The organism is Streptacidiphilus monticola, from assembly GCF_042658505.1.
GTDB lineage: Bacteria > Actinomycetota > Actinomycetes > Streptomycetales > Streptomycetaceae > Streptacidiphilus > Streptacidiphilus monticola.
This window is the reverse complement of sequence record NZ_JBHSQJ010000100.1, coordinates 37,823-58,976: the sequence shown is the minus strand read 5'-3', so window position 1 is coordinate 58,976 and position 21,154 is coordinate 37,823. Positions and strand designations below refer to the sequence as shown.

Genomic DNA, 21,154 nt, shown 5'->3' with positions numbered 1-21,154 from the left:
GCCCCCCGCCGCGGCGGGAGCCTCCGGCTCCGCCGCGCCGGGCTCGGCGGCGACGACGGGCGGCACCTCGAGCGAGGCGACGACCGGCTCGACCACGGGGGCCGGGGGCTCGACCGGTGCCCGCTCGATCACCGGGCGCTCGATGACGGGACGCTCCGGCGCGTGCGGGCGCATGCCCAGGCCGCGGTCGGTGATGGTCCGCTCGGATCCGGGCAGACGTGCGATGCGCGGCACGAACGGGAAGGTGGGCTCCTCCACCCGCTCCGGCGTCTCGCCGATCAGCGAGCGCGCCTCGTCGTCCAGCGGAGCGACCAGCCGCCGGGGCGGGTCGTAGCTCCAACGCGCCTGGTAGGTCTGGGTGTCCGCGAAGAAGGAGAGGACGACCTCCCAGGTGCCGTCGTCGCGGCGGAAGGAGTCCCACACCGTGCTGTCCTTCTCGGCACCGCGCAGCAGCAGCCGCTCGGCCACGGCGTCGCCCAACTGCGGGCCGGTGGACTCGCCCTGACGCCGCACCGGCGTCTTGCGGGCGCGCTCGGCCATGAAGGCGCGCTCGGCCAGCACCGGGCCCTCGAAGCGGCGGACCCGCTCCACCGAGATGCCCGCGAGCTGGGCGACCTCCTCGGCGCTGGCGCCGGCGCGGATCCGCGCCTGGATGTCACGTGGACGGAGGTGGCTCTCGACGTCGATCTGGCCGAGGCGGGGACGGTCGCCGCGCACGGCGGCACGCAGCCGCTCGTCGATCGGAAGGAAGTATTCCGTCGAGTCGGCAGCCTTGAGCACCAGCCGTGAACCGTCATTGCTGACGGCTACGACACGCAGTTCGGGCACGGTTACCTCCCGGGTGGTGCCTGCCGACGTCACCTGCGTCGCTGCTCCCGTAACGAGTGTGGCCTGCCGACGCGCGGCGGGCCACAACATTGCAGAGTTACCCGGTGTGTCAGTCCTTATCCACGACCCACCGTTATGGCACGTTTACTTGTTTGCATCCCGGCGGCTTGCTGTGAGTTGACGGTGCCCCGGGACGAGCGCCGCCGACCGCATACCGGCCAGGCTGTCACGAACAGTACTCCATTCGTGGCCTCCGGGTGGTGCGGCTCGCGGCTCAAGTCTCCCCCGAATCACCGGATTCTCAAGGGTCGCCACTCCGATGGCTGTCCACCGTGTGGTGGACGGTGATCATCTTCACACATTTCGGCCATCCGGAACCATGGGCTCACCCGAACGCTCGTACAGGAAGGCAGGATGGAGAAAGGCGGACAACGAGGGGCATTGATGGAGGATTTGGCAAAGCGCGGTCGAACGGCCGAGCGGCAGGCGACGGCTGACGCCACGAAGCGGAGGCGGCTGGAACTGACGGTCGCTCAGGTGGCGGCCAGCGCGCTGGCGGCGGTGGTCGGCGCGGTGCTGGCCTCCGAACTCGGCGTGTACGGGACGATCGGCGGCGCGGCGGTGGTCAGCGTGGGAGCCACTGTCGGGGGCGCGTTCTTCCAGCACCTGTTCCGGCGGACCGGGGAGCAGTTCCGCGAGCTGTCCTCCGGCCCGGTGCCCGTGCGGACCGCTTCGCCGGAGGCCGAATTCGATCCCTTCGACCCGGGCGGCGAGCACACCCGGATGATGGCCAGAATCGCACCGCCCGACCCGGCGGAATCGGTCACCGTCTACCAGGGCCGCCGGCGGTTGCGGCCGCGCAACTGGAAGGTGCTGGCCCTGTCCTCGGTGCTCGTCTTCGCGGTGGCCATGGGGACGGTGACGGCGGCGGAGCTGGTCGCGGGCAAGCCGATGGCGGACGTGGTGCGGAACACGTCCGGCTCGGGGACGACGTTCGGCGGCGGCAGCTCGTCCACGCGCCAGCAGGTGTCCACCACGCCGACGACGACGCCGACGGCGGGGTCGGGTGACGGCGCGTCGCACGCCTCCGGCGGGGAGCAGCAGAACTCCTCCTCCGGTGCTGTGACCTCGCCCGGCAGCGGGCCGTCCCCGACGGGCGCCAGCACCAGCCCCGGCCCGACCCCCGCGACGGGGACGCCGAGCCCGTCCGCCTCCGCCGGGACGCAGTCACCCCAGGCCCGGCCCACCCCCTCCGCGACACCTTCCCCCTGACGGCGGACCGGGCTTCGCGCCCCCGGACGGGGCGGCGCGGCTCACTGTCCGAGCACGCGCCTCAGGTAGTCGTTGGCGAAGCGGCGCTCTGGGTCGATCCGGTCGCGGAGCGCGACGAAGTCGGAGAAGTGCGGATACACGGTGGCCAGGTACTCCGCGTCGCGGGTGTGCAGCTTGCCCCAGTGCGGGCGGCCCTGATGGGCCGTCATCAGCCGTTCCACCGCCGTGAAGTAGCCCGGGTCCGTCGTTCCCCGGAAGAGGTGGCAGGCGACGTAGGCCGTCTCCCGGCCGTTCGCGGTCGAGAGCCACAGGTCGTCCGCCGGGGCGACCCGCACCTCCACCGGGAAGCTGATCTTCCAGTCCGCGGCGTCCACCAGCCGCTTCAGCTCCCGCAGCACCTCGGGCAGCTGCCGCCGGGGGATCGCCCACTCCGTCTCGGTGAAACGGACGCGGCGCGGGCTGGTGAAGACCTTGTAGGACACGTCCGTGTACTGCCGCTCCGACCACGCCTTGCTGGCGATCCTGGCGATGCCCGGGACCGCCTTCGGGAACGCCCGTCCGACCCGGCAGGCGCCTTCCCAGACCGTGTTCGACACGAACTCGTCGTCGAACCACCGCCTGAACTGCCCCAGCGGCCGTGCCGGCCCCTTGCTGCGGTTGTTGCGCTTGACCGTGCAGCCCTCGGTGTGCGGGAACCAGTAGAACTCGAAGTGCTCGTTCTCCTCGGCGAATTCGTCGAACCGGTCGAGCACCTCGCCGAAGGCCATCGGCGCCTCGTGCGCGTGCAGCAGGAAGGCGGGCTCGACGGCGAAGGTGAGGGCGCTCACCACGCCCAGCGCGCCGAGGCCCAGCCGCGCGCCGGCGAACAGCTCGGGGTTCTCCTCGGCCGAACAGGTCGTCACCGTGCCGTCGGCCAGCACCAGTTCCACCGCCCTGAGCTGCGCGGCCAGCGAGCCGGAGGCCCGACCGGTGCCGTGCGTGCCGGTGCTGGTGGCGCCCGCGACGGTCTGCACCATGATGTCGCCCATGTTGGTCAGGGCCAGTCCGGCGTGCTCCAGCAGCTGGTTCAGCCGCTCCAGCGGCAGGCCCGCCTCGACGGTGACGGTGCCGTTCTCGATGTCGATGGCGCGGACGCCGGTCATCCGGTCGGGCCGCACCAGCACGCCGTCCGTGGCGGCGATGCTGGTGAAGGAGTGGGCGCTGCCGACGGCCTTGACCGTCAGGCCGTCGGCAGCAGCCCGGCGTATCGCCTCGGACAGCTCCTCCGTCGAGCCCGGTGTGACGACGCGCTGGGGCCGGGCGCTCTGGTTACCCGCCCAGTTGGTCCACGTGGCTGTGCTGGTGGGGTTGCTGCTCACGTGCTCGCTCCTGCTGCTCCGGCGCCGACCGGAGTCGGCGGGCCCCGAGGAACGCCGTGGCCACGGCGAGCAGCCCGGAGGTGACGGTCACCCAGTAACCGGCCGCCGCGCCCGCGCCGTCCACCACCCATCCCGCGGCCGAGGAGCCGGCGGCCACGCCGACGGCGAGGCCCGTGGTGGTCCAGGTCATCCCCTCGGTGAGCTTGGACGCGGGGACGATCCGTTCCACCAGCCCCATGGTGGTGACCATGGTCGGGGAGATGGACAGGCCGGCGATGAACAGCGCCACCGCCAGGGCCACGAGGTTCTTCACGAATAGGAGCGGCAGCATACTCAGCGCGAGTGTGACGATCCCCACCAGGAAGCGCCGCGACAGCGGCCCCTTGAGCTTCAGCGTGCCGAAGACCAGCCCGGCGACGCACGAGCCCAGCGCGTAGACCGCGAGCACCACGCTGGAGAGCGCCTTGTGGTGCAGGTGGTCGGCGAAGGCCACGGTGGTCACCTCGACCGAGCCGAAGACCGAGCCCACCCCGACGAAGGTGAGCACCAGCACCAGCAGCCCGCGGGTGCGCAGCGCGGAGCTCCCGTGCTGACGGCGCGTCAACTCCTCCCGCACCGGCGGCTCGGTGGCCCGCTGCAGGCTGAACAGCGCCACACCGACACAGGCCAGCACGACCGCGGCGAGCGGTCCGGCCTCCGGGAACCAGCTGGTGGACAGGCCGACGGCGAGGATCGGGCCGACGATGAAGATCACCTCGTCGACCACCGACTCCAGCGCGTAGGCGGTGTGCAGCAGCGGCGAGCCGCCGTAGATGCCGGCCCAGCGGGCGCGGACCAGCGAGCCCATGCTCGGCATGGTGCCGGTGGCGATCGCGCCCAGGAACAGCGTCCAGGACGGGGCGTGGAAGCGGGAGCAGAGCACGACCGCCACCAGCCCGGCGGCGGCCACCGCCATCGACGGCAGCGCGATCCGGCTCTGGCCGTAGCGGTCCACCAGCCGGGAGACCTGGGGGCCGAGGACGGCGGCGGCCAGGGCGACGGTGGCCGAGACGGCACCGGCCAGGCCGTAGTCGCCCTGGAGGGCGGAGATCATGGTCACCGTGCCGATGCCGATCATGGAGATCGGCATGCGGGAGACGAAGCCGGTGAGCGAGAAGCCCAGGCTTCCGGGCGCGTCGAAGATCTTGCGGTAGGTCGAGAGCACCCTGCACTACTCCGTAAGGGATGTAACCAACCAGGACAGGTTACGTGTGGAGTCAAACAATTTCCTGCGGGGCGGGATGGCAGGATCGACCCCATGTCCGACGCGCAGGTATCCCAGGTGTCCGCACAGCCCTACGACGCACTGCTGCTGCTCTCCTTCGGCGGTCCCGAGGGTCCCGAGGACGTGGTCCCCTTCCTGGAGAACGTCACCCGCGGCCGCGGCATCCCGCGGGAGCGGCTGGCCGAGGTGGGGCAGCACTACTTCCTCTTCGGCGGCGTGAGCCCGATCAACGAGCAGAACCGGGAACTGCTGGAGGCGCTGCGCAAGGACCTCGCCGCCGCCGGGGTGGACCTGCCGGTCTACTGGGGCAACCGCAACTGGGCGCCGTACCTGGTCGACACCCTGCGCGAGCTGGCGGCCGACGGCCACCGGCGGGTGATCGTGCTGTGCACCAGCGCATACGCCAACTACAGCGGCTGCCGGCAGTACCGGGAGAACCTGGCCGCCGCGCTGGCGCAGCTGGCCGACGAGGGCGTCACCGGCCTGCAGGTGGACAAGCTGCGGCACTTCTACAACCACCCCGGCTTCGTCGAGCCCATGGTGGACCACACCCTGACGGCCCTTCAGGAACTCCCGGCGGAACTGCGCGCGGGCGCGCGGCTTGCGTTCACCACCCACTCGATCCCGACCGCCCTCGCCGACACCTCCGGCGCCCCCGACGACCCGGCGCGCGGACGCCCGGGCGGCGCGTACGTCGCGCAGCACCTGGAGGTGGCCCGGCTGGTCGCCGAGCGGGTGGCCGAGGCGACGGGCGTCGCCGAGCGGCCGTGGCAGCTCGTCTACCAGAGCCGCAGCGGCGCACCGCACATCCCATGGCTGGAACCGGACATCTGCGACCACCTCGCCGCCGAGCACGCCGACGGCGCGCCCGCCGTGGTGATGGTGCCGATCGGCTTCGTCTCCGACCACATGGAGGTCAAGTACGACCTCGACACCCAGGCGCGCGAGGTGGCCGAGGGGCTCGGTCTCCCCGTCGCCCGCGCGGCCACGGTCGGCGCGGACCCGCGCTTCGCCGCGGCGGTGCGGGACCTGGTGCTGGAACGCGCCGCGACCGAGCGCGGGCAGCGGCCCGTGCGCTGCGCGCTGGGGTCCCTGGGCCCCTCCCACGACCTGTGCCCGGCCGGTTGCTGCCCAGCGCTGCGCGGCAACGCCCCGGCTGCGGCGGGCCTCGACTGAAAGGCACCGAAGGCACCATGACGGATCGTCAGGAACTGCTGGACGAACTGCTCGACGTCGCGCTGACGGCGGCGCGCCAGGCCGGCGCGCTGCTGCGCGACGGCCGACCCGAGCACCTGGAGGTGGCGGCGACCAAGAGCAGCGCGGTGGACGTCGTCACCGAGATGGACCTCGCGGCGGAGAAGCTGATCACCGGCCTGATCGCCGAACGCCGCCCGGACGATGGCATGTTGGGCGAGGAGGGCGCCGACGTCACCGGGACGTCCGGGGTCCGCTGGATCGTCGACCCGCTGGACGGGACGGTCAACTACCTGTACGGGCTGCCCGCGTGGTGCGTCTCGATCGCGGCGGAGCTGGACGGCGAGCGCGTCGTCGGCGTCGTCGAGATCCCGGCGCGCGGGGAGACGGCGCACGCCGTGCGGGGACGGGGGGCGCAGTTGAACGGCCGCCCGCTGGCGGTCCGGCCGGCGCCCCCGCTGGACCAGGCGCTGATCGCGACCGGCTTCGGGTACCTGCGCGAGCGGCGCGCCCAGCAGGCGCGGGTGGTGGCCGAACTGCTGCCCCGGTTCCGCGACATCCGCCGCGGCGGCTCGGCGGCCGTGGACCTCTGCGATGTCGCCGCGGGGCGGCTGGACGGGTACTGGGAGCGGGGCCTGAACCCCTGGGACTACTCGGCGGGCGTGCTGATCGCGGAGGAGGCCGGAGCGCGGGCCTCCGGCCGGACCGGACAGCCCCCGAGCCCCGAGCTGACCGTGGTGGCCCCGGAGGGGCTCTTCGAGCAGCTCCAGATCCTGCTGGACGAGCTGGGCGCCTGGCACGACTAGGGCCTGTAGGCGTTCTCCCGGATCAGCCCGCGTTGTTCCCCCACCCTTCGGGCGAGAGGCGCCCCCAGGCGCGGCCAGGTCCAAGGCGGCAGAGCGCCCTCGTACTGGACGTACGTGGGCGTTCCGCCTGTCCGGCGGATCTCTCCGGATCAGCCCGCGTCGTTCCCCCACCCTTCGGGCGGGCGGTGCCCCCAGGCGCGGCCGGCTCCAAGGCGGCGGAGCGCCCTCGTACTGGACGTACGTGGGCGTTTCGGCAACGCAGGGTGGCGGCAGCTTCCGGCCGGAGGCTCGGGGGAGGCCGTGTCAGGCGGCGCGGGCCCGGGAAGATCCGCCGGACAGGCTCCAGGCCCTCGGCACTCCCAGCCAGCTGCACCTCCAGGGGCGCTGGGGATACCCCCGCCCGAAGGGTGGGGGGGAACTGCGCGAGCAACACACCACTCGGGGAGGTTCGTCCCGCAGACGGGATCGGACCTCCCCGAGTGGTGGGCTGGTCGCGCAGTTCCCCGCGTCCCCGGCGGCTACGCCGCTGTCGGCGGGGCGAGGGGCGCGGGGCGGACGTTGATGCCGTGCTCCGCGGCGAGACGGATGAGGTCGTCGAGCTCGGACTGCTCGACCTCGGCCAGGAAGTCGTCACCCGACTCCAGGGCCCGGTGGAGGTCCTGCTCTGCGGTCCTTATGCGCTGGAGGATGCCGGCGGTGAAGGCGTCCATGGGTTGACCCCCTTGCTACGAGTCGGGCGGACCCCGGGCGTACCGGGACGTGCTTTCCGGTGGGCCCGGCGCGGATGGCCGCACAACGGGCGGGTGCGAGGGACAGCAGCGCCTGGTGGCGCAGGTGTATCGCGGGTGTAACCACCGTCCTCCCCACGGCCATCCGGAGGGAAACCTCGACCCGGGTGAGTTTTTCGGACAGTCCGGTGACGAGCGGCCCGTGGCCGCTTACCAGTGCTTTACACGGCCAGGGGGCAGGATGGAGTCCGAAAACCAGCAGAACGCCCACAGAGAGGGACCTCCGTTGCGGGTACTCGTGGTCGAGGACGAGCAGCTGCTCGCCGATGCCGTCGCCACCGGACTGCGCCGCGAGGCGATGGCCGTGGACGTGGTCTACGACGGCCAGGCCGCTCTGGACCGGATCGCGCTGAACGAGTACGACGTGGTCGTGCTCGACCGGGACCTCCCGCTGGTCCACGGCGACGACGTGTGCCGCAAGCTGGTCGAGGAGCAGTTGCCCACGCGGGTGCTGATGCTGACCGCGGCCGGGGACATCAGCGACCGGGTCGAGGGCCTGGAGCTGGGCGCGGACGACTACCTGCCCAAGCCCTTCGCGTTCAGCGAACTGGTGGCCCGGGTAAGGGCATTGGGGCGGCGGGCCACGGTGCCGCTGCCTCCGGTGCTGGAGCGGGCCGGGATCAGCCTCGACCCGGGACGGCGCGAGGTGCTGCGGGACGGCAGGCCGGTCTCGCTGGCGCCCAAGGAGTTCGCGGTGCTGGAGGTGCTGATGCGCGCCAACGGGGCCGTGGTCTCCGCCGAGCAGCTGCTGGAGAAGGCCTGGGACGAGCACACCGACCCGTTCACCAACGTCGTCCGGGTGACCGTGATGACCCTGCGCCGCAAGCTCGGGGAGCCCCCGGTGATCGTCACCGTGCCGGGCTCCGGATACCGGATCTGAGACCGTGCCCTTTCCTGCCGAACCGAAGTCACGCCCCACGTCCCGGCCCAGGCCCGCGCCCGCGGGGAAGGCGGCCGGGCGTCCCTGGCCGGGCCACGAGGTGCGCCAGTCCTCGCTGCCGTTCCGGCCCACCCTGCGGATCCGCCTGACGATCTACTACGGCGGTATGTTCCTGCTGGCGGGCCTGATCATGATCCTGGCCATGTACCTCTTCGTGGACCAGGCGTTCAACCAGATCACGGTCCCGCGGATCAGCGTCGGCGACAACGTCCGCATCGAGACGGCGGACCACACCCAGCTCACGGGCAGCCAGCTCAACGACTGGCTGCAGCTCGCGGTGCACGACCAGTCGTACGCCGCCCTGCACACTCTGGTGATCAAGGCCATCAGCGCCCTGATAGCGCTGCTGATCCTGGCGGTCTTCTTCGGCTACGCGATGGCCGGCCGGGTGCTCAGCCCGCTCGGCCGGATCACCCGCACCGCACAGGCCGTGGCCGGTTCCGACCTGCACCGTCGGATCGAACTCGAAGGCCCGGACGACGAGTTGAAGGAGCTGGCGGACACCTTCGACGAGATGCTGGAACGCCTGGACCGGGCCTTCGACTCGCAGCGGAAGTTCGTCGCCAACGCCTCGCACGAGCTGCGCACCCCGCTGGCGATCAACCGGACGCTGCTCGAGGTGCACCTGTCCGATCCCAACGCCTCGCCGGACCTGCAGCAGCTGGGCCGGAGCCTGCTGGCCACCAACGAGCGCAGCGAGCAGCTGGTGGAGGGCCTGCTGCTGCTCGCCCGCAGCGAGAACGAGCTGACCGAGCGCAAGCCCGTGGACCTCGGCGAGGTCGCCCGCCAGGCGGTCGAGCAGACCCGGGCCGAGGCCGAGTCGCGGGACGTGCGGCTGCGCGCCACCCTGCAGCCGGCCGTCGTCTACGGCAACGGGGTGCTGTTGGAGCGGATCGCGCTGAACCTCATCCAGAACGGCGTGAAGTACAACCTGCCCGCCGACGGCTGGGTAGAGGTCTCCGCGGGCCCCGGCCGGGACGGCTGGGGCGAGCTGACGGTGTCCAACTCCGGCCCGGTGGTGCCGGCGTACGAGCTGGAGCAGATCTTCGAGCCCTTCCGGCGGGGGAAGGGCAAGGAGCGCACGCAGAGTGACAAGGGCGTGGGCCTCGGCCTCTCCATCGTCCGGTCCGTGGTCCGGGCGCACGGCGGTTCGATCGAGGCGACGGCGCGGGCCGACGGCGGCCTGTCCATGCGCGTGCGCATCCCGCCGAGCAGGGCGCCCGAACGGCCGCCGAGCCTCGGCTAGCCGCGGCCTGGGCTTTTCGTTCAACCTACGGTGCCGTAACCTACGGAAGCGTAGGTTGTTCGCCGTTGAGAAGAGTTGCCCGTGACCCTCGCCGTCCAGTGGACCGATGCCCGTCTCCTGCACGCGCTCGAAGAAGTCGTGGAGCGGGAGCTCGACCGGCATCTCGGCGTCGCCAAGGAATGGATGCCGCACGAGTACGTGCCCTGGAGCCAGGGCCGTGACTTCGACGGGGTGATGGGCGGCGAGGCCTGGGCGCTGGAGCAGTCGCCCGTCTCCGACGTGGCCCGCGTCTCCCTCGTCGTCAACCTGCTGACCGAGGACAACCTCCCCAGTTACCACCACGAGATCGCCACCATGTTCGGCCGGGGCGGCGCCTGGGGGACCTGGGTGCACCAGTGGACGGCGGAGGAGGGCCGGCACTCCATCGTGATGCGGGACTACCTGCTCACCTCCCGCGCGGTGGACCCGGTGGCGCTGGAGCGGGCGCGGATGTCGCACATGGCCGCCGGCTTCGAGTCCGACAACAGCCACTCGATGCTGCACTCGGTGGCCTATGTGGCCTTCCAGGAGCTGGCCACCCGGATCTCCCACCGCAACACCGGCCACCACTCGGGCGACCCGATCTGCGACCGGATGCTCGCCCGGATCGCGACCGACGAGAACCTGCACATGGTCTTCTACCGGAACCTGCTGCAGGCGGCCCTGGAGCTGGCCCCGGACGAGGCCATGCGGGCGGTGGCGGACGTGGTCACCGGGTTCCGGATGCCGGGCCACGGCATGCCCGGCTTCGAGCGGGCGGCGGCCCAGATCGCCCTCGGCGGCATCTACAACCTGCGGATACACCACGACGACGTGATCCAGCCGGTGCTGCGCTACCTCAAGGTGCTCGACCTGCCCGGCCTGGGTCCCGAGGGGCAGCGGGCGCAGGAGGAGCTGGGTCTCTTCCTCGGCGGTCTCGACTCCCAGGCGACCCGGTTCGACGAGCGCCGGGCCGCGCTGCTGGCCCGCCGCGAGGCCGCCCGGGCGGAGAAGTCCCAAGTGTGACCAAGGTCACAAAATGGCCGAATCCGGCTCGTGTGTCGGTATTCGGGCGGTGGAGCCTCTCGCTGGCTCGACTACGCAGCGTGATGTCGATCGTCGCAGCTGATGTGTCGGATTCGGGGGTTTGCACCTGCCTTGATCACGGTATGTGCTCAATGGCCCCCGCTGCACGCTCAAGGTCCGCATGCCACCGATTGCCCTGCAGGTCACCTCTTCGGGGGGCAAGTCGGGTGTCGATTGAGTAACGGGCCTTGAAGTAAGGCAAAATCTCGCCCTCGGGTCGGGCACAAGTCCGACTCCCCGCGCGTTACGTGCGCTGGAGATACCCGCAAACCCACAGGGGGAGAGTGACATGGCAACTGACTACGACACCCCACGCAAGACCGATGACGACCTCAACGAGGACTCCATCGAGGAACTGAAGGCGCGCCGGAACGAGAAGTCGACCAGCTCGGTCGACGTCGACGAGTTCGAGGCGGCGGAAGGCCTGGAGCTCCCCGGTGCAGACCTCAGCAACGAGGAGCTGTCGGTCCGCGTGCTGCCCCGCCAGGCAGACGAATTCACCTGCATGAGCTGCTTCCTGGTGCACCACCGCAGCCAGCTGGCGTCCGAGAAGAACGGCCAGCCGATCTGCCGCGACTGCGCGGCCTGATCCGGCGTCGGTCCAGCCGCAGGCGGTTCCCCGATCCGGGGAAAGGCCTGCGGGAAGAGCCGTCCTGGCGCAAGATCGCACGGTGAGAGGAAGGAGGCACCGCATGGGGCCGTTCCGCAAGCCGAAACGATCCGACCACGACGGCGGCGCGGCGCAGGCGAGCGACACCACGGACGAGCTCGCGCGCATCGCCGCCGAAGTGGAGTTCTGGGACGAGTCCCGGCCCACCACAGGGGCAGTGGACACCGTCCCCCGCAGCGAGCGAGGCCGGCGTATGGCCTCGCTCGCGGGCAGGCTCAGCGCGAGCCTGTCGAAGGGCGGCCGAGCCGTCGGCACGGGCGCGCGCGGAGGCGCGCAGTACGTGGCCGACCGGCTCATGGAGGCCGCCCCCCGGATCCCCGTCCGGGACCTGGCGACGTTGCGGGCCCAGCACCCCGACGCGCTCCGGGCGGAGGACCTGGCCGACCGGGTCGCCGCGGGTGCGGTCAAGGCGTCCGCCGCGGTCGGCGCGGGGGCGGGTGCGGCGGCGATGCTGCCGGTGCCGCCGGCGATGCCGGTGGAGATGGCGTCCGAGCTGCTGGCCGTCTCGGCGGTCGAGCTCAAGCTCGTGGCGGAGCTGTACGAGATCTACGGACAACCCGCGCCGGGCAACGCCCGACAGCGCTCCTACGCCTATCTGATGGCGTGGTCCGAGCGCCGCGGGATGGATCTGACCAACCCCGCGACCTTCCTCGCGCTCTCGAAGGGCGCGGCGCTGCGCAAGCAGCTGCGAAGGAGCATGACCCGTGCGGGCCTGAAGAAGCTGCCCACGTTGACGCCCCTGCTGATCGGGGCGTTCGTCGGTGCCCGGATCAATCGCAGGGACACGGAGCGGCTGGCCCGGACGGTGCGGGCGGACCTGCGGTCGAGGCCGCCGATCGATCCGGGTTACTGGGAGAGCGCCGCCCCGTCAGCCCCTCGGGGCAGGTGAGCCGCGAACGCCGCGGCCTAACCCCCGTGGGTGGCGGGTTGCTCGCGCCCCTGCCCGCCCCCCTGAAGGGCTCGCCCCTCCCGGATGGCGTCAGCCAGCGACTCGGGATGACGGGTCGACAGATAGAGGTAGGGAGTGGGGTCCTGAGGGTCGGTCACGTCCACCCGGAGGGCCGTGGGGATGTAGCCGCGCAGGAGCATGAAGGCGCGGGCGTCCGCCTTGCGGGTGCGCCAGAGGAAGGCCTCCTCCTTGTCCATCACATGGGCTTCCCCGAGAGCCTCCAGCGGCAGCTTCGCCTCGCCCGCCACCAGGTGGCCGTTGACGACCCGGATCCGGGGCGAGCCGTAGCTGCTCAGCACCACCGCGGCGAGGGCCGTGCCGCCGACCAGGCCGAGCAGGCCGAGGACCGGTCCGAAGACGAAGAGGATCAGGCCGGCGGAGACGCCGGTGCCGAGCGGGACCAGCCAGAGCAGCGGAGGCGCCGAGAGGCGCTCGTCGTACGAGGAGGACATGGCTCCATTGTGCGGCCCGTCCGGTCCGCCTCCCCGTGTAGGGTCGCCGCGTGAAGGAAACTGTCGAGGTGCTGCTGCGGCGACTGGACGCCGAGCTGCCCCCACCTGCGTATGCGCTCCCGGGTGACGCCGGGGCGGATCTGCGCACCACCGAGGACGTCGTACTGGAGCCGGGCGAGCGGGCGGTGCTCCCCACCGGGGTGGCCATCGCGCTGCCCGAGGGCTACGCCGCTTTCGTGCACCCGCGCTCGGGGCTGGCCGCCCGCTGCGGCGTGGCACTCGTCAATGCCCCGGGAACGGTGGATGCCGGGTACCGTGGTGAGATCAAGGTGATCGTCGTCAATCTCGACCCGCGTGAGCGGGTGGTCTTCCGCCGCGGGGACCGGATCGCTCAGCTCGTGGTGCAGCGGGTGGAGCGGGTCCGCTTCCACGAGGTGGAGGAGCTGCCGGGATCGGCGCGCGCCGCAGGAGGCTTCGGGTCGACTGGGGGCCATGCCGCGGTTAGCATTCCGGCGGCCGGGCAGGAAATCCAGGTACCCGACCGGGAAGGACAGTGACCGTGTTCCGTCGTCGCGCCAAGAGCGAGGACGCTGTCGTCGACGAGCAGATCGACGCCGAGAAGACCGACGCCGAGGACAGCGAGGACGTCGCAGCGGACGAGGAGCAGGTGGCCCTGCCGCCGGCGCCGCGTCCCGACGGTCCGTGGGACGTCTCCGAGGTGGAGAACCCCACCGAGGGCCGGGTCGACCTGGGCGGTCTGATCGTTCCGGGCGTCCAGGGCATGGAGCTGCGCGTCGAGGTCGCGGGTGACGCGATCGTCGCCGCCACGCTCGTGCTCGGCAACAGCGCCATCCAGCTGCAGGCCTTCGCCGCGCCCAAGTCCGAGGGCATCTGGGGGGAGGTCCGCCGCGAGATCGCCGCGGGCATCACCCAGCAGGGTGGAGTCGTGGACGAGGAGGAGGGCCCGCTGGGCTGGGGCCTGCGCGCCCAGGTCCCGGTGCAGCTGCCGGACGGTACGCACGGTGTGCAGCTGGTCCGCTTCGTCGGCTGTGACGGCCCGCGCTGGTTCCTGCGCGGCGTGATCTCCGGTCAGGCCGCGGTGCAGCCGGAGTCCGCGGGCGTGCTGGAGCAGGTCTTCCGGGAGACGGTCGTGGTCCGCGGCGAGCAGCCGATGGCCCCCCGCGACCCGATCGTGCTCAAGCTGCCGGACGGCGGCGAGATGGTGGCCGACGGCATGCCGCAGCAGCAGGACGGCCAGAACCGCTACAGCGGGGACCTGAACCCCTTCGAGCGCGGCCCGGAGATCACCGAGGTGCGCTGAGCCGCACCGCAGAACGTCCCGCCCCCTGCCCGGATTCCGGGCAGGGGGCGCTATGTTGAGTGGCCCGGCGCGGACGCGCGGGCAGGAGGGGGACGGGGATGGACGAGCACGCCGAGGAGCGGGACGCCGGGGTGGCCGTGGTGGGGAGCGCGGCGCCGATGGTCGAGGTGGCGGACCTGCACAGGTCCTTCGGCTCCGGGGCCGGCCAGGTGCACGCGCTGCGCGGGGTGTCCTTCACGGCGCGGCGGGGTGAGCTGACGGCCCTCCGCGGCCGCTCGGGCTCGGGTAAGACCACGCTGCTGAACCTGGTCGGCGGCCTGGACCGCCCCAGCTCCGGGACGATCCGGGTGGACGGCCACGACCTGTCCGAGCTGGGCGAGGAGGGCCTGCTGGCGCTGCGCCGGGACCGGATCGGCTTCGTGTTCCAGTCCTTCGGCCTCATCCCGATCCTGTCGGCGGCGGAGAACGTCGGCGTCCCGATGCGGCTGCGGCGGACCCCGGCCAGGGAGCGGGAGGAGCGGGTCCACGAGCTGCTGGCGCTGGTCGGCCTGGCGGACCACGCCGACCAGCGCCCGGGAGAGCTCTCCGGCGGCCAGCAGCAGCGCGTCGCGATCGCGCGGGCGCTGGCCAACCAGCCCTCGCTGATCATCGCCGACGAGCCCACGGGGCAGCTGGACTCGGACACCGGCCGCGCCATCATGCAGTTGCTGCGGGCCGTGGTCCGCAGTGAGGGCGTGACCGCCCTCGTGGCCACCCACGACCCGAACCTGATGGAACTCGCGGACCGGGTACTGGACCTGAGGGACGGTCAGATCGTCGCGTAGGCGGGCACCGGGCCTGGCGGGGCGTCAGGAGGCGACGGCCACCCGGTGGTCGGCGGTGAAGGGGCGGCCCGCCAGCAGTTCGGACTCGCGGCCGTCCGGTCCCACCGGCACCTCGCCGATGAGGGTGACCCGGTGCAGGGTGCGCTGGACGTCCAGGTGCTCCAGGTCGCGCGGCGCCAGGTGGGCGGTGGCCTGGTTGTCCCAGAAGGCGACGTGGCCCGGCTCCCAGCGGAACCGCACCGTGTACTCGGGGCGGGTGATCTCGCCGTAGAGCAGGTCCAGCAGCGCCTTGCTCTCGTGCGGCCGCAGCCCCACGATGTGGCTGGTGAAGCCCGGGTTGACGAAGAGCGCCCGCTCCCCGGTCGCCGGGTGGACCCGGACCACCGGGTGCTCCGCCACCAGCAGGTTGTCGTTGATTCGCTTGGCGTAGGCGCTGTCGCCCTCGACCTTCGTGCTGCCGCCGTAGCGGTGCTGGGCGCGCAGGGTGTCCACGAAGCGCCGCAGCGGCTCCGAAAGGCCCTGGTAGGCGGCGACCAGGTTGGTCCACTGGGTGTCGCCGCCGATGGCCGGCACGGTCTCCGCCCGCAGGATCGACGCCGCCGGCGGGTTGACCGCCGCGGTGACGTCGGTGTGCCAGCCGTCGAAGTAGGAGTACTGGCGCTTGCTGCGGTACTCCTCCAGGAACTCCTTGCCGTAGCGCTGCTCGAAGCGTTCCGGGTCGATGGTGAAGATCTCCGGGTGGCCCTCCGGCGGCGCGTTGTCGTGGGGGTGCGCGTAGGTCAGGTCGCCGAACTGACGGGCGAAGGCGATCTGGGCGGCGTGGTCCAGGGTCTGCCCCCGGAAGAAGACGACCTTGTAGGTGTGCAGGGCGTCGCGGATGGCGTCGACGGTCTCCGGGGCGAGCGGGACCGAGAGGTCCACGCCGTCGATGTCGGCGCCGATGTGGCCGGCGACCGGGCGGACGGTGAGCTGGGACATGGGGAGGTCCTCTCCGAACGGGTCTGCTGCTACTGGTGGTTGGCGGCCAGGGCCGCGAGGCGGTTGGCAGGGCGGGGAAGTCCGTAGTGCTCGCGCAGGGTCCGGCCGGTGTACTCGCGGCGGAACAGCCCACGCTCGCGCAGGATCGGGACGACGTGCTCGGCGAAGTGGTCCAACTGGTCCGGCAGCAGCGGCGGCATGATGTTGAAGCCGTCCGCCGCGCCCTGGGTGAACCACAGCTCGATGTGGTCGGCGAGCTGCTCGGGCGTGCCGGCCACGACCTGGTGCCCGCGTCCGCCGCCGAGCCGGCCGATCAGTTGGCGCAGCGTCAGCCGCTCGCGCTCGGCGAGGTCGCGGACCAGCTCGAAGCGGCTCTTGGCGCCGTTGATCGCGCTGACGGGCGGCAGCGGCGGCAGGGGCTGGTCCAGCGGGTGGTCGGTGAGGTCGACGCCGAGCAGGGAGGACAGCGTGCGCACCGCCCGCTCGGGGGTGATCAGATCGTCCAGCTCGGCGTCCAGCGCCTTGGCCTCGGCCTCCGTCGAGCCGAGGACGGGGACGACGCCCGGCAGCACGACGATGCTGTCGTCGCTGCGACCGTGGGACCGGGCGCGGGCCTTGAGGTCGGCGTAGAAGGCCCGGCCCTCGGCGAGCGTCTGCTGGGCGGTGAACACGGCCTCGGCCCAGCGGGCGGCGAAGTCCTTGCCGTCCTCGGAGGAGCCGGCCTGGACCAGCAGCGGATACCCCTGCGGCGGGCGCGGGATGTTCAGCGGGCCGAGCACCTGGAAGTGCTCACCCTCGTGGGCGAGTTCGTGCAGGCTGCCGGGGCGCAGCGCCTGCCCGCTCTGCCGGTCGAAGACGAGGGCGTCGTCCTCCCAGCTGTCCCAGAGGTCGGTGGCGACCCGGAGGTACTCGTCGGCGCGCTGGTAGCGGACGGCGTGGTCCTGGTTGGCGGTCCGGTTGAAGTTGCGGGCGGCGCGGTCGCCGGCGGAGGTGACGATGTTCCAGCCCGCCCGGCCCCCGCTGATGTGGTCGAGGGAGGCGAACTGCCGGGCGAGGTTGTAGGGCTCGGTGAAGCCCGTGGAGACGGTGCCGATCAGCCCGATGCGTTCGGTGCTGACGGCAAGGGCGGAGAGGAGGGTGAAGGGTTCGAAGTGACCGACCCAGGCGTTGCTGCGGGCGCTGGGGTCCGGGCCCTCCACTCCGTCCGCGAGGAAGACGGAGTCGAAGGCGGCGGCCTCGGCGGTGCGGGCCAGCCGCTGGAAGTGGCGTATGGAGCCCAGGTCGGCGGGGTCGGTCCGGGGATGCCGCCAGGCGGCTTCGTGGTGGCCGACGCCCATGAGGAAGAGGTTGAGGTGGAGCTGCCGGTGCGACATGCGTCGATTTTCTGAGCCCAAGTGACCGAAAGGGAATGGTTTCTGACGGTGCGGAAGTAATTGCGGTCTTTTGGCCTGAAGGGCCCTTCAGGGGCGCGAGGAACTGCGCGACCAGCCCACCACTCGCGGGGGTCCGGCCCCGTCTGCGGGTCGAACCTCCCCGAGTGGTGTGTTGCTCGCGCAGTTCCTCGCGCCCTTGGAGGCCCCTTCGGGGCCTAGCCCGCGGTGCGGGCCGTGCGGAGGGCGAGGGGGTCGTGGTGGACGGCCGCCAGGACGGGCGCGCCGGCGGCGACGGCGAGGGCGTGGGGGCCGAAGGAACTTGCGTGCACGCGGGCGGCCGCCCCTGCCGCCAGCTCGGCCCGCAACTCCCCGAGCAGCTCCGGCAGATACATCGTCACGGCCTCCGTCAGCACCAGGGTCTCCGGGCTGATCATGTCGACCAGCAGGCCCACCGCGTGGGCCACCGCCCGCAGCCGTCCGCGGCACAGCTCCAGGGCGCGGGCGTCGCCCGCGGCCGCGGCGCGTACCAGGCCGGCGAGGTCGGCGGCCACACCGGCCGCGCGAGCTGCGTCGCCGAGGGCGCGGTCGGAGACGGTCACCTGCAGGCAGCCCGTCCGTCCGCACGGGCACCGGACCGTGGAGCCGGGCACGGGAAGATGGGCGATGCCGCCTGCCCCGCCCTGACGGCCCCTCAGCAGCGTGCCCCCCGCCGCGATCGCGGCGTCGACCACGTTGCCGACGAACAGGTGCACCAGTTCCCCGTGCTCGGCGGCCACGCCGAACAGCAGTTCCGCCCGGGCCAGCGCCCGTGCGTGGGACTCCACGTGGATCGGGAGGCGGGTGGCCCGCTGCAGGCGGTCCCGCAGGGGCACGTCGCTCCAGCCCAGCGCCGCGTTCTCGACGAGGACGCCCGCTTCCGGGTCCACCCAGCCGCCGGTCACCGCACCGAAGCCGAGGACCGAGCGGCCCCGTCCGCGGCGGGCCAGGAATCGGGGCAGCTGCTCGGCGATGTCCGCGAGCACCTGCTCGGGGCGCTCCCGGCGCGGCGCCTGCTCCATCGCCACCACCCGGCCCCTCAGGTCGGTGAGGGAGTAGGTGAGTTGCGGGATCGCGATGTGCACGCCCGCCGCCACGTGGCGGGACGTGTCCACGTCCAGCGGGATCCGCGGGCGACCCGGGCGGGGCGGGCCGTCGGGAGTGTCGGGCTCGTAGACCAGGCCCATCGCCAGCAGGTCCGCCGCGTGGCGGGAGACCGCGGCCGGGCTCAGGCCGGTGACCTTGCTGATGGCGCTGCGCGCCAGCGGGCCGCGGGTGAGCGCGGCCCGCAGCACGGCGGCCGCGCCGTCGGGCTGGCCGGGGGCGGAGAGCGGTGGGGGAGGGGCGACCAGGGTGAGCATCGGGACGGTCCTCTGCGACGGGGTCCGGGACGGCGTGCGTCGTGACGCCGGTGGCCCCCGGTGCGGGGGGCTACCGGCTGCCGGGACAGCTCCGTGCTGCGCGTGAGGTCATGTCCCCGATGCTGGCAACACGGTGACGCCGGGTCAATGGACGCCTGTTACAGCCGGATGGCGGTCACGCGAAGAAAGCCGTTGCGCTCGCCCGCCCGCTGGGTGATCCTGCGCCGGTGACTTCGACGACGACCGACTGGTCCGACCCGGCCGCGTGGTACGACCTGCTCAACCCCTGGGGGCCCAGCGACGACTTCCATCTCGCCCGGCTGCGGGACGCCGAGCGGGTCCTCGACGTCGGCTGCGGCACCGGCATGCTGCTGCACCGGGCCCGGCGCGAGGGCCACCGCGGCCGCCTGGTCGGGCTCGAGCCCGACGAGACGATGCTCGCCCGCGCCCGGGCGCTGTCGCCCGGCGGCATCGAGTGGGTCCGCGGTACCGCCGAAGAGGCCCCCTGGACGGTCGAGTTCGACCATGCCTACATGGCGAGCAACGCCTTCCAGTGCCTGGCCACCGACGCCGTCCTGCACGCCTCCCTCGCTGCGATCCACCGGGCGCTCGCGCCCGGGGGAACCTTCGCCTTCGAGACGCGGCATCCGCAGGCGCGGGCCTGGGAGGACTGGAACGGCACGGAGAAGGTGGTCAACCCCGACGGCGGCACGGCGGTCGCCACCCAGGAGGTGACCGCCGTCGACGGGGACGTGGTGACGCTCACCGAGACCTTCACCGGCCCGTGGTGGCCCGAACCGCTGCTCCAGCAGGCGCAGTTGCGCTTCCTCGCGCCCGGTCCGCTGAACGCCTTCCTGGCCCGGGCCGGCTTCACCGTCGTCGAGCAGTACGGCGACTGGCGGCGGGGACCGCTCACCGCCGCCAGCCGCGTGATCGTCACGGTCGCCCAGAAGGGCTGATCACCACAGCGCGGGCTTGCGCTGCGCCCAGGGGCGGGCGGCCTCCAGCTGCGCGGAGAGCGAGAGCAGCAGCGCGTCCTCGCCGTAGCGGCCGGCCAGCATGCTGCCGATGGGCAGTCCGGTCTCGGTCCAGTGCAGCGGGACGCTGACGGCCGGCTGGCCGGTGGCGTTGAACAGCGGGGTGAACGGCGTGAACGCGGTGAGCGCCCGGAACTCCGCCTCCGGGTCCGCCTCGTTGCGCAACTGGCCGACCAGCGCCGGTGGTTGGGCCAGCGTCGGGGTGAGCACGATGTCATATGCCTGCATGAGCTGGGCGACCAGGTTGCCGATGAAGCGGAAGGCGTAGACGGCCTGGGCGAAGTCCGGGCCGGAGACCTGGTACCCCGCCGCCCGCAGGTGGCGGGTGAGCGGCATCAGCTTCTCCTCGTCCTGCGGCGGGACCGGGTGCATGGTCGCCAGCACCGCCCAGGCCTGCGAGAAGACCTTGAGCAGGGTGTCGTCGGCGGGCAGGTCCAGGGGCTCGACCGTGTGGCCGAGGGATTCCAGCAGTTCCGCGGTGGACTGGGTGGCCTTCACGCAGTCGGCGTGCACCTCGATGCCGGTGACGGGGGCCTGGGTCAGCACGGCGACCCGCAGCCGGCCGGGCTCTCGGCGGGCGTGGTCCAGGAACCGCTCCCCGGGCGGGAGTTCGGGCGCGGTGTAGGGCTCGCCGGGGGCGTAGCCGGCCAGCACGTCGAGCAGCGCGGCCGCGTCCGCGACCGTACGGGCGAGCGGGCCGCTGGTGCTCAGTCCGGTGACGTCGTAGAGCGTCGGCCCGGAGGGGACGCGGCCGCGGCTCGGCTTGATGCCGAAGAGGCCGCAGACCGAGGCGGGGATGCGGATGGATCCGCCGCCGTCGCTGGCGTGCGCGACCGGGGCCAGTCCGGAGGAGACCGCGGCCGCCGCGCCGCCGCTGGAGCCGCCGGCGGAGCGCTCCAGGTCCCAGGGCGTGCGCGCGGGCGGCGCGACGCGGTTCTCGGTGTAGCACGGGAGTCCGAACTCGGGCGTGTTGGTCTTTCCGAGCAGCACGGTCCCGGCGTCGCGGAGCCGCGTGACGATGTGGTCGTCCACCGCCGGGACGTGGTCGGCGAAGGCGGCGGAGCCGAAGGTGGCCCGCACCCCCGCCACCAGGTTGAGGTCCTTGACCGGCACCGGGACGCCGTGCAGCGGGGAGAGCGGGCGGCCCGCGGCGCGGGCGTCCGCGGACTCCTGCTCGGCCCGGCGCGCCTCGTCCAGGGCGCGCTCGCGGGTGACGGTGACGTAGGCGCCGACGGTCTCGTTCAGCGCGTCGATCCGGTCGAGGTAGTGCTCGGCCAGCTCCACCGGCGAGAGCTTGCCCGCCGCCACGAGCTCGCCCTGCTCCAGCGCCGTCAGATCGTGCAGTTGCGCCAT

At 72.5% G+C, this 21,154-nt stretch carries 21 protein-coding genes; 12 read left to right on the top strand and 9 right to left on the bottom strand.

Going from position 1 to position 21,154, the window contains the following annotated elements; genetic code table 11:
* Nucleotides 1-828: septation protein SepH (sepH, locus tag ACFP3V_RS23210; RefSeq protein WP_380586708.1), on the bottom strand; the 828-nt coding region annotated here is incomplete at its 3' end.
* A gap of 444 nt (nucleotides 829-1,272) precedes the next feature.
* On the opposite strand from sepH, the gene ACFP3V_RS23205 reads away from it, so the two are divergent.
* Nucleotides 1,273-2,100: a hypothetical protein gene (locus ACFP3V_RS23205; protein WP_380586706.1), complete on the top strand. Its 828-nt coding sequence runs from the start codon at nucleotides 1,273-1,275 to the stop codon at nucleotides 2,098-2,100.
* Between the two features lie 41 nt (nucleotides 2,101-2,141).
* On the opposite strand, the gene ACFP3V_RS23200 is transcribed toward ACFP3V_RS23205, so the two are convergent.
* Both ACFP3V_RS23200 and ACFP3V_RS23195 read right to left on the bottom strand, forming a co-directional pair.
* Nucleotides 2,142-3,458, bottom strand: coding sequence for a D-arabinono-1,4-lactone oxidase (locus tag ACFP3V_RS23200; protein WP_380586703.1), 1,317 nt, complete (start codon nucleotides 3,456-3,458; stop codon nucleotides 2,142-2,144).
* Nucleotides 3,409-4,662: an MFS transporter gene (locus ACFP3V_RS23195; protein ID WP_380586701.1), complete on the bottom strand. Its 1,254-nt coding sequence runs from the start codon at nucleotides 4,660-4,662 to the stop codon at nucleotides 3,409-3,411. The genes ACFP3V_RS23200 and ACFP3V_RS23195 overlap by 50 nt, the downstream gene beginning before the upstream one ends.
* 93 nt (nucleotides 4,663-4,755) lie before the next feature.
* Between ACFP3V_RS23195 and ACFP3V_RS23190 the strand changes: the two genes are divergently transcribed.
* Both ACFP3V_RS23190 and ACFP3V_RS23185 read left to right on the top strand, forming a co-directional pair.
* Nucleotides 4,756-5,898, top strand: a complete 1,143-nt coding sequence (locus ACFP3V_RS23190; RefSeq protein WP_380586698.1) for a ferrochelatase — start codon at nucleotides 4,756-4,758, stop codon at nucleotides 5,896-5,898.
* 17 nt (nucleotides 5,899-5,915) lie between these two features.
* The gene (locus tag ACFP3V_RS23185; RefSeq protein WP_380586695.1) at nucleotides 5,916-6,722 is read left to right on the top strand and encodes an inositol monophosphatase family protein; all 807 of its coding nucleotides are present in this window, start codon (nucleotides 5,916-5,918) and stop codon (nucleotides 6,720-6,722) included.
* 518 nt (nucleotides 6,723-7,240) lie between these two features.
* On the opposite strand, the gene ACFP3V_RS23180 is transcribed toward ACFP3V_RS23185, so the two are convergent.
* Complete coding sequence (locus tag ACFP3V_RS23180; protein ID WP_380586693.1) at nucleotides 7,241-7,432, bottom strand: hypothetical protein; 192 nt, start codon at nucleotides 7,430-7,432, stop codon at nucleotides 7,241-7,243.
* Nucleotides 7,433-7,736: 304 nt separating this feature from the next.
* Between ACFP3V_RS23180 and ACFP3V_RS23175 the strand changes: the two genes are divergently transcribed.
* The 5 genes from ACFP3V_RS23175 to ACFP3V_RS23155 all read left to right on the top strand — a co-directional run bounded on the left by ACFP3V_RS23175 (nucleotide 7,737) and on the right by ACFP3V_RS23155 (nucleotide 12,359).
* Entirely contained in the window at nucleotides 7,737-8,390 is a 654-nt protein-coding gene (locus ACFP3V_RS23175; protein WP_380586690.1) for a response regulator transcription factor, read from the top strand.
* 4 nt (nucleotides 8,391-8,394) lie between these two features.
* Nucleotides 8,395-9,696, top strand: coding sequence for a sensor histidine kinase (locus tag ACFP3V_RS23170; protein WP_380586687.1), 1,302 nt, complete (start codon nucleotides 8,395-8,397; stop codon nucleotides 9,694-9,696).
* A gap of 81 nt (nucleotides 9,697-9,777) precedes the next feature.
* On the top strand, nucleotides 9,778-10,740 hold the full coding sequence (locus ACFP3V_RS23165) for an acyl-ACP desaturase (protein ID WP_380586684.1): 963 nt from the start codon (nucleotides 9,778-9,780) through the stop codon (nucleotides 10,738-10,740).
* Nucleotides 10,741-11,089: 349 nt separating this feature from the next.
* Complete coding sequence (locus ACFP3V_RS23160) at nucleotides 11,090-11,389, top strand: DUF4193 domain-containing protein (RefSeq protein ID WP_037607432.1); 300 nt, start codon at nucleotides 11,090-11,092, stop codon at nucleotides 11,387-11,389.
* Nucleotides 11,390-11,492: 103 nt separating this feature from the next.
* Entirely contained in the window at nucleotides 11,493-12,359 is an 867-nt protein-coding gene (locus ACFP3V_RS23155) for a hypothetical protein (RefSeq protein WP_380586681.1), read from the top strand.
* 17 nt (nucleotides 12,360-12,376) lie between these two features.
* On the opposite strand, the gene ACFP3V_RS23150 is transcribed toward ACFP3V_RS23155, so the two are convergent.
* Nucleotides 12,377-12,871 carry a DUF3093 domain-containing protein gene (locus ACFP3V_RS23150; RefSeq protein ID WP_380586678.1) on the bottom strand — a complete coding sequence of 165 codons (495 nt, stop codon included), beginning with the start codon at nucleotides 12,869-12,871 and terminating at the stop codon, nucleotides 12,377-12,379.
* A 50-nt stretch (nucleotides 12,872-12,921) separates the two neighbouring features.
* Between ACFP3V_RS23150 and dut the strand changes: the two genes are divergently transcribed.
* From dut to ACFP3V_RS23135, 3 genes are all read left to right on the top strand, one after another.
* A complete protein-coding gene (gene dut / locus ACFP3V_RS23145; RefSeq protein WP_380586675.1) occupies nucleotides 12,922-13,428 on the top strand; it encodes a dUTP diphosphatase in 507 nt (168 codons plus the stop codon).
* A gap of 2 nt (nucleotides 13,429-13,430) precedes the next feature.
* Nucleotides 13,431-14,192, top strand: coding sequence for a DUF3710 domain-containing protein (locus ACFP3V_RS23140; protein WP_380586672.1), 762 nt, complete (start codon nucleotides 13,431-13,433; stop codon nucleotides 14,190-14,192).
* A gap of 98 nt (nucleotides 14,193-14,290) precedes the next feature.
* A complete protein-coding gene (locus tag ACFP3V_RS23135; protein WP_380586669.1) occupies nucleotides 14,291-15,016 on the top strand; it encodes an ABC transporter ATP-binding protein in 726 nt (241 codons plus the stop codon).
* Between the two features lie 24 nt (nucleotides 15,017-15,040).
* Here ACFP3V_RS23135 and ACFP3V_RS23130 read toward each other — a convergent pair whose 3' ends face one another.
* The 3 genes from ACFP3V_RS23130 to ACFP3V_RS23120 form a co-directional block, all read right to left on the bottom strand.
* Nucleotides 15,041-15,994, bottom strand: a complete 954-nt coding sequence (locus ACFP3V_RS23130; RefSeq protein WP_380586666.1) for a TauD/TfdA dioxygenase family protein — start codon at nucleotides 15,992-15,994, stop codon at nucleotides 15,041-15,043.
* 29 nt (nucleotides 15,995-16,023) lie between these two features.
* Nucleotides 16,024-17,367 carry an LLM class flavin-dependent oxidoreductase gene (locus ACFP3V_RS23125; protein ID WP_380586663.1) on the bottom strand — a complete coding sequence of 448 codons (1,344 nt, stop codon included), beginning with the start codon at nucleotides 17,365-17,367 and terminating at the stop codon, nucleotides 16,024-16,026.
* A gap of 215 nt (nucleotides 17,368-17,582) precedes the next feature.
* Nucleotides 17,583-18,764, bottom strand: coding sequence for an ROK family transcriptional regulator (locus tag ACFP3V_RS23120; protein ID WP_380586660.1), 1,182 nt, complete (start codon nucleotides 18,762-18,764; stop codon nucleotides 17,583-17,585).
* A gap of 227 nt (nucleotides 18,765-18,991) precedes the next feature.
* Here ACFP3V_RS23120 and ACFP3V_RS23115 point away from each other — a divergent pair, with 227 nt between their 5' ends.
* Complete coding sequence (locus tag ACFP3V_RS23115) at nucleotides 18,992-19,723, top strand: class I SAM-dependent methyltransferase (RefSeq protein WP_380586657.1); 732 nt, start codon at nucleotides 18,992-18,994, stop codon at nucleotides 19,721-19,723.
* Here the strand turns inward: ACFP3V_RS23115 and ACFP3V_RS23110 are convergent, their stop codons facing one another.
* Complete coding sequence (locus ACFP3V_RS23110) at nucleotides 19,724-21,154, bottom strand: amidase (RefSeq protein ID WP_380586654.1); 1,431 nt, start codon at nucleotides 21,152-21,154, stop codon at nucleotides 19,724-19,726.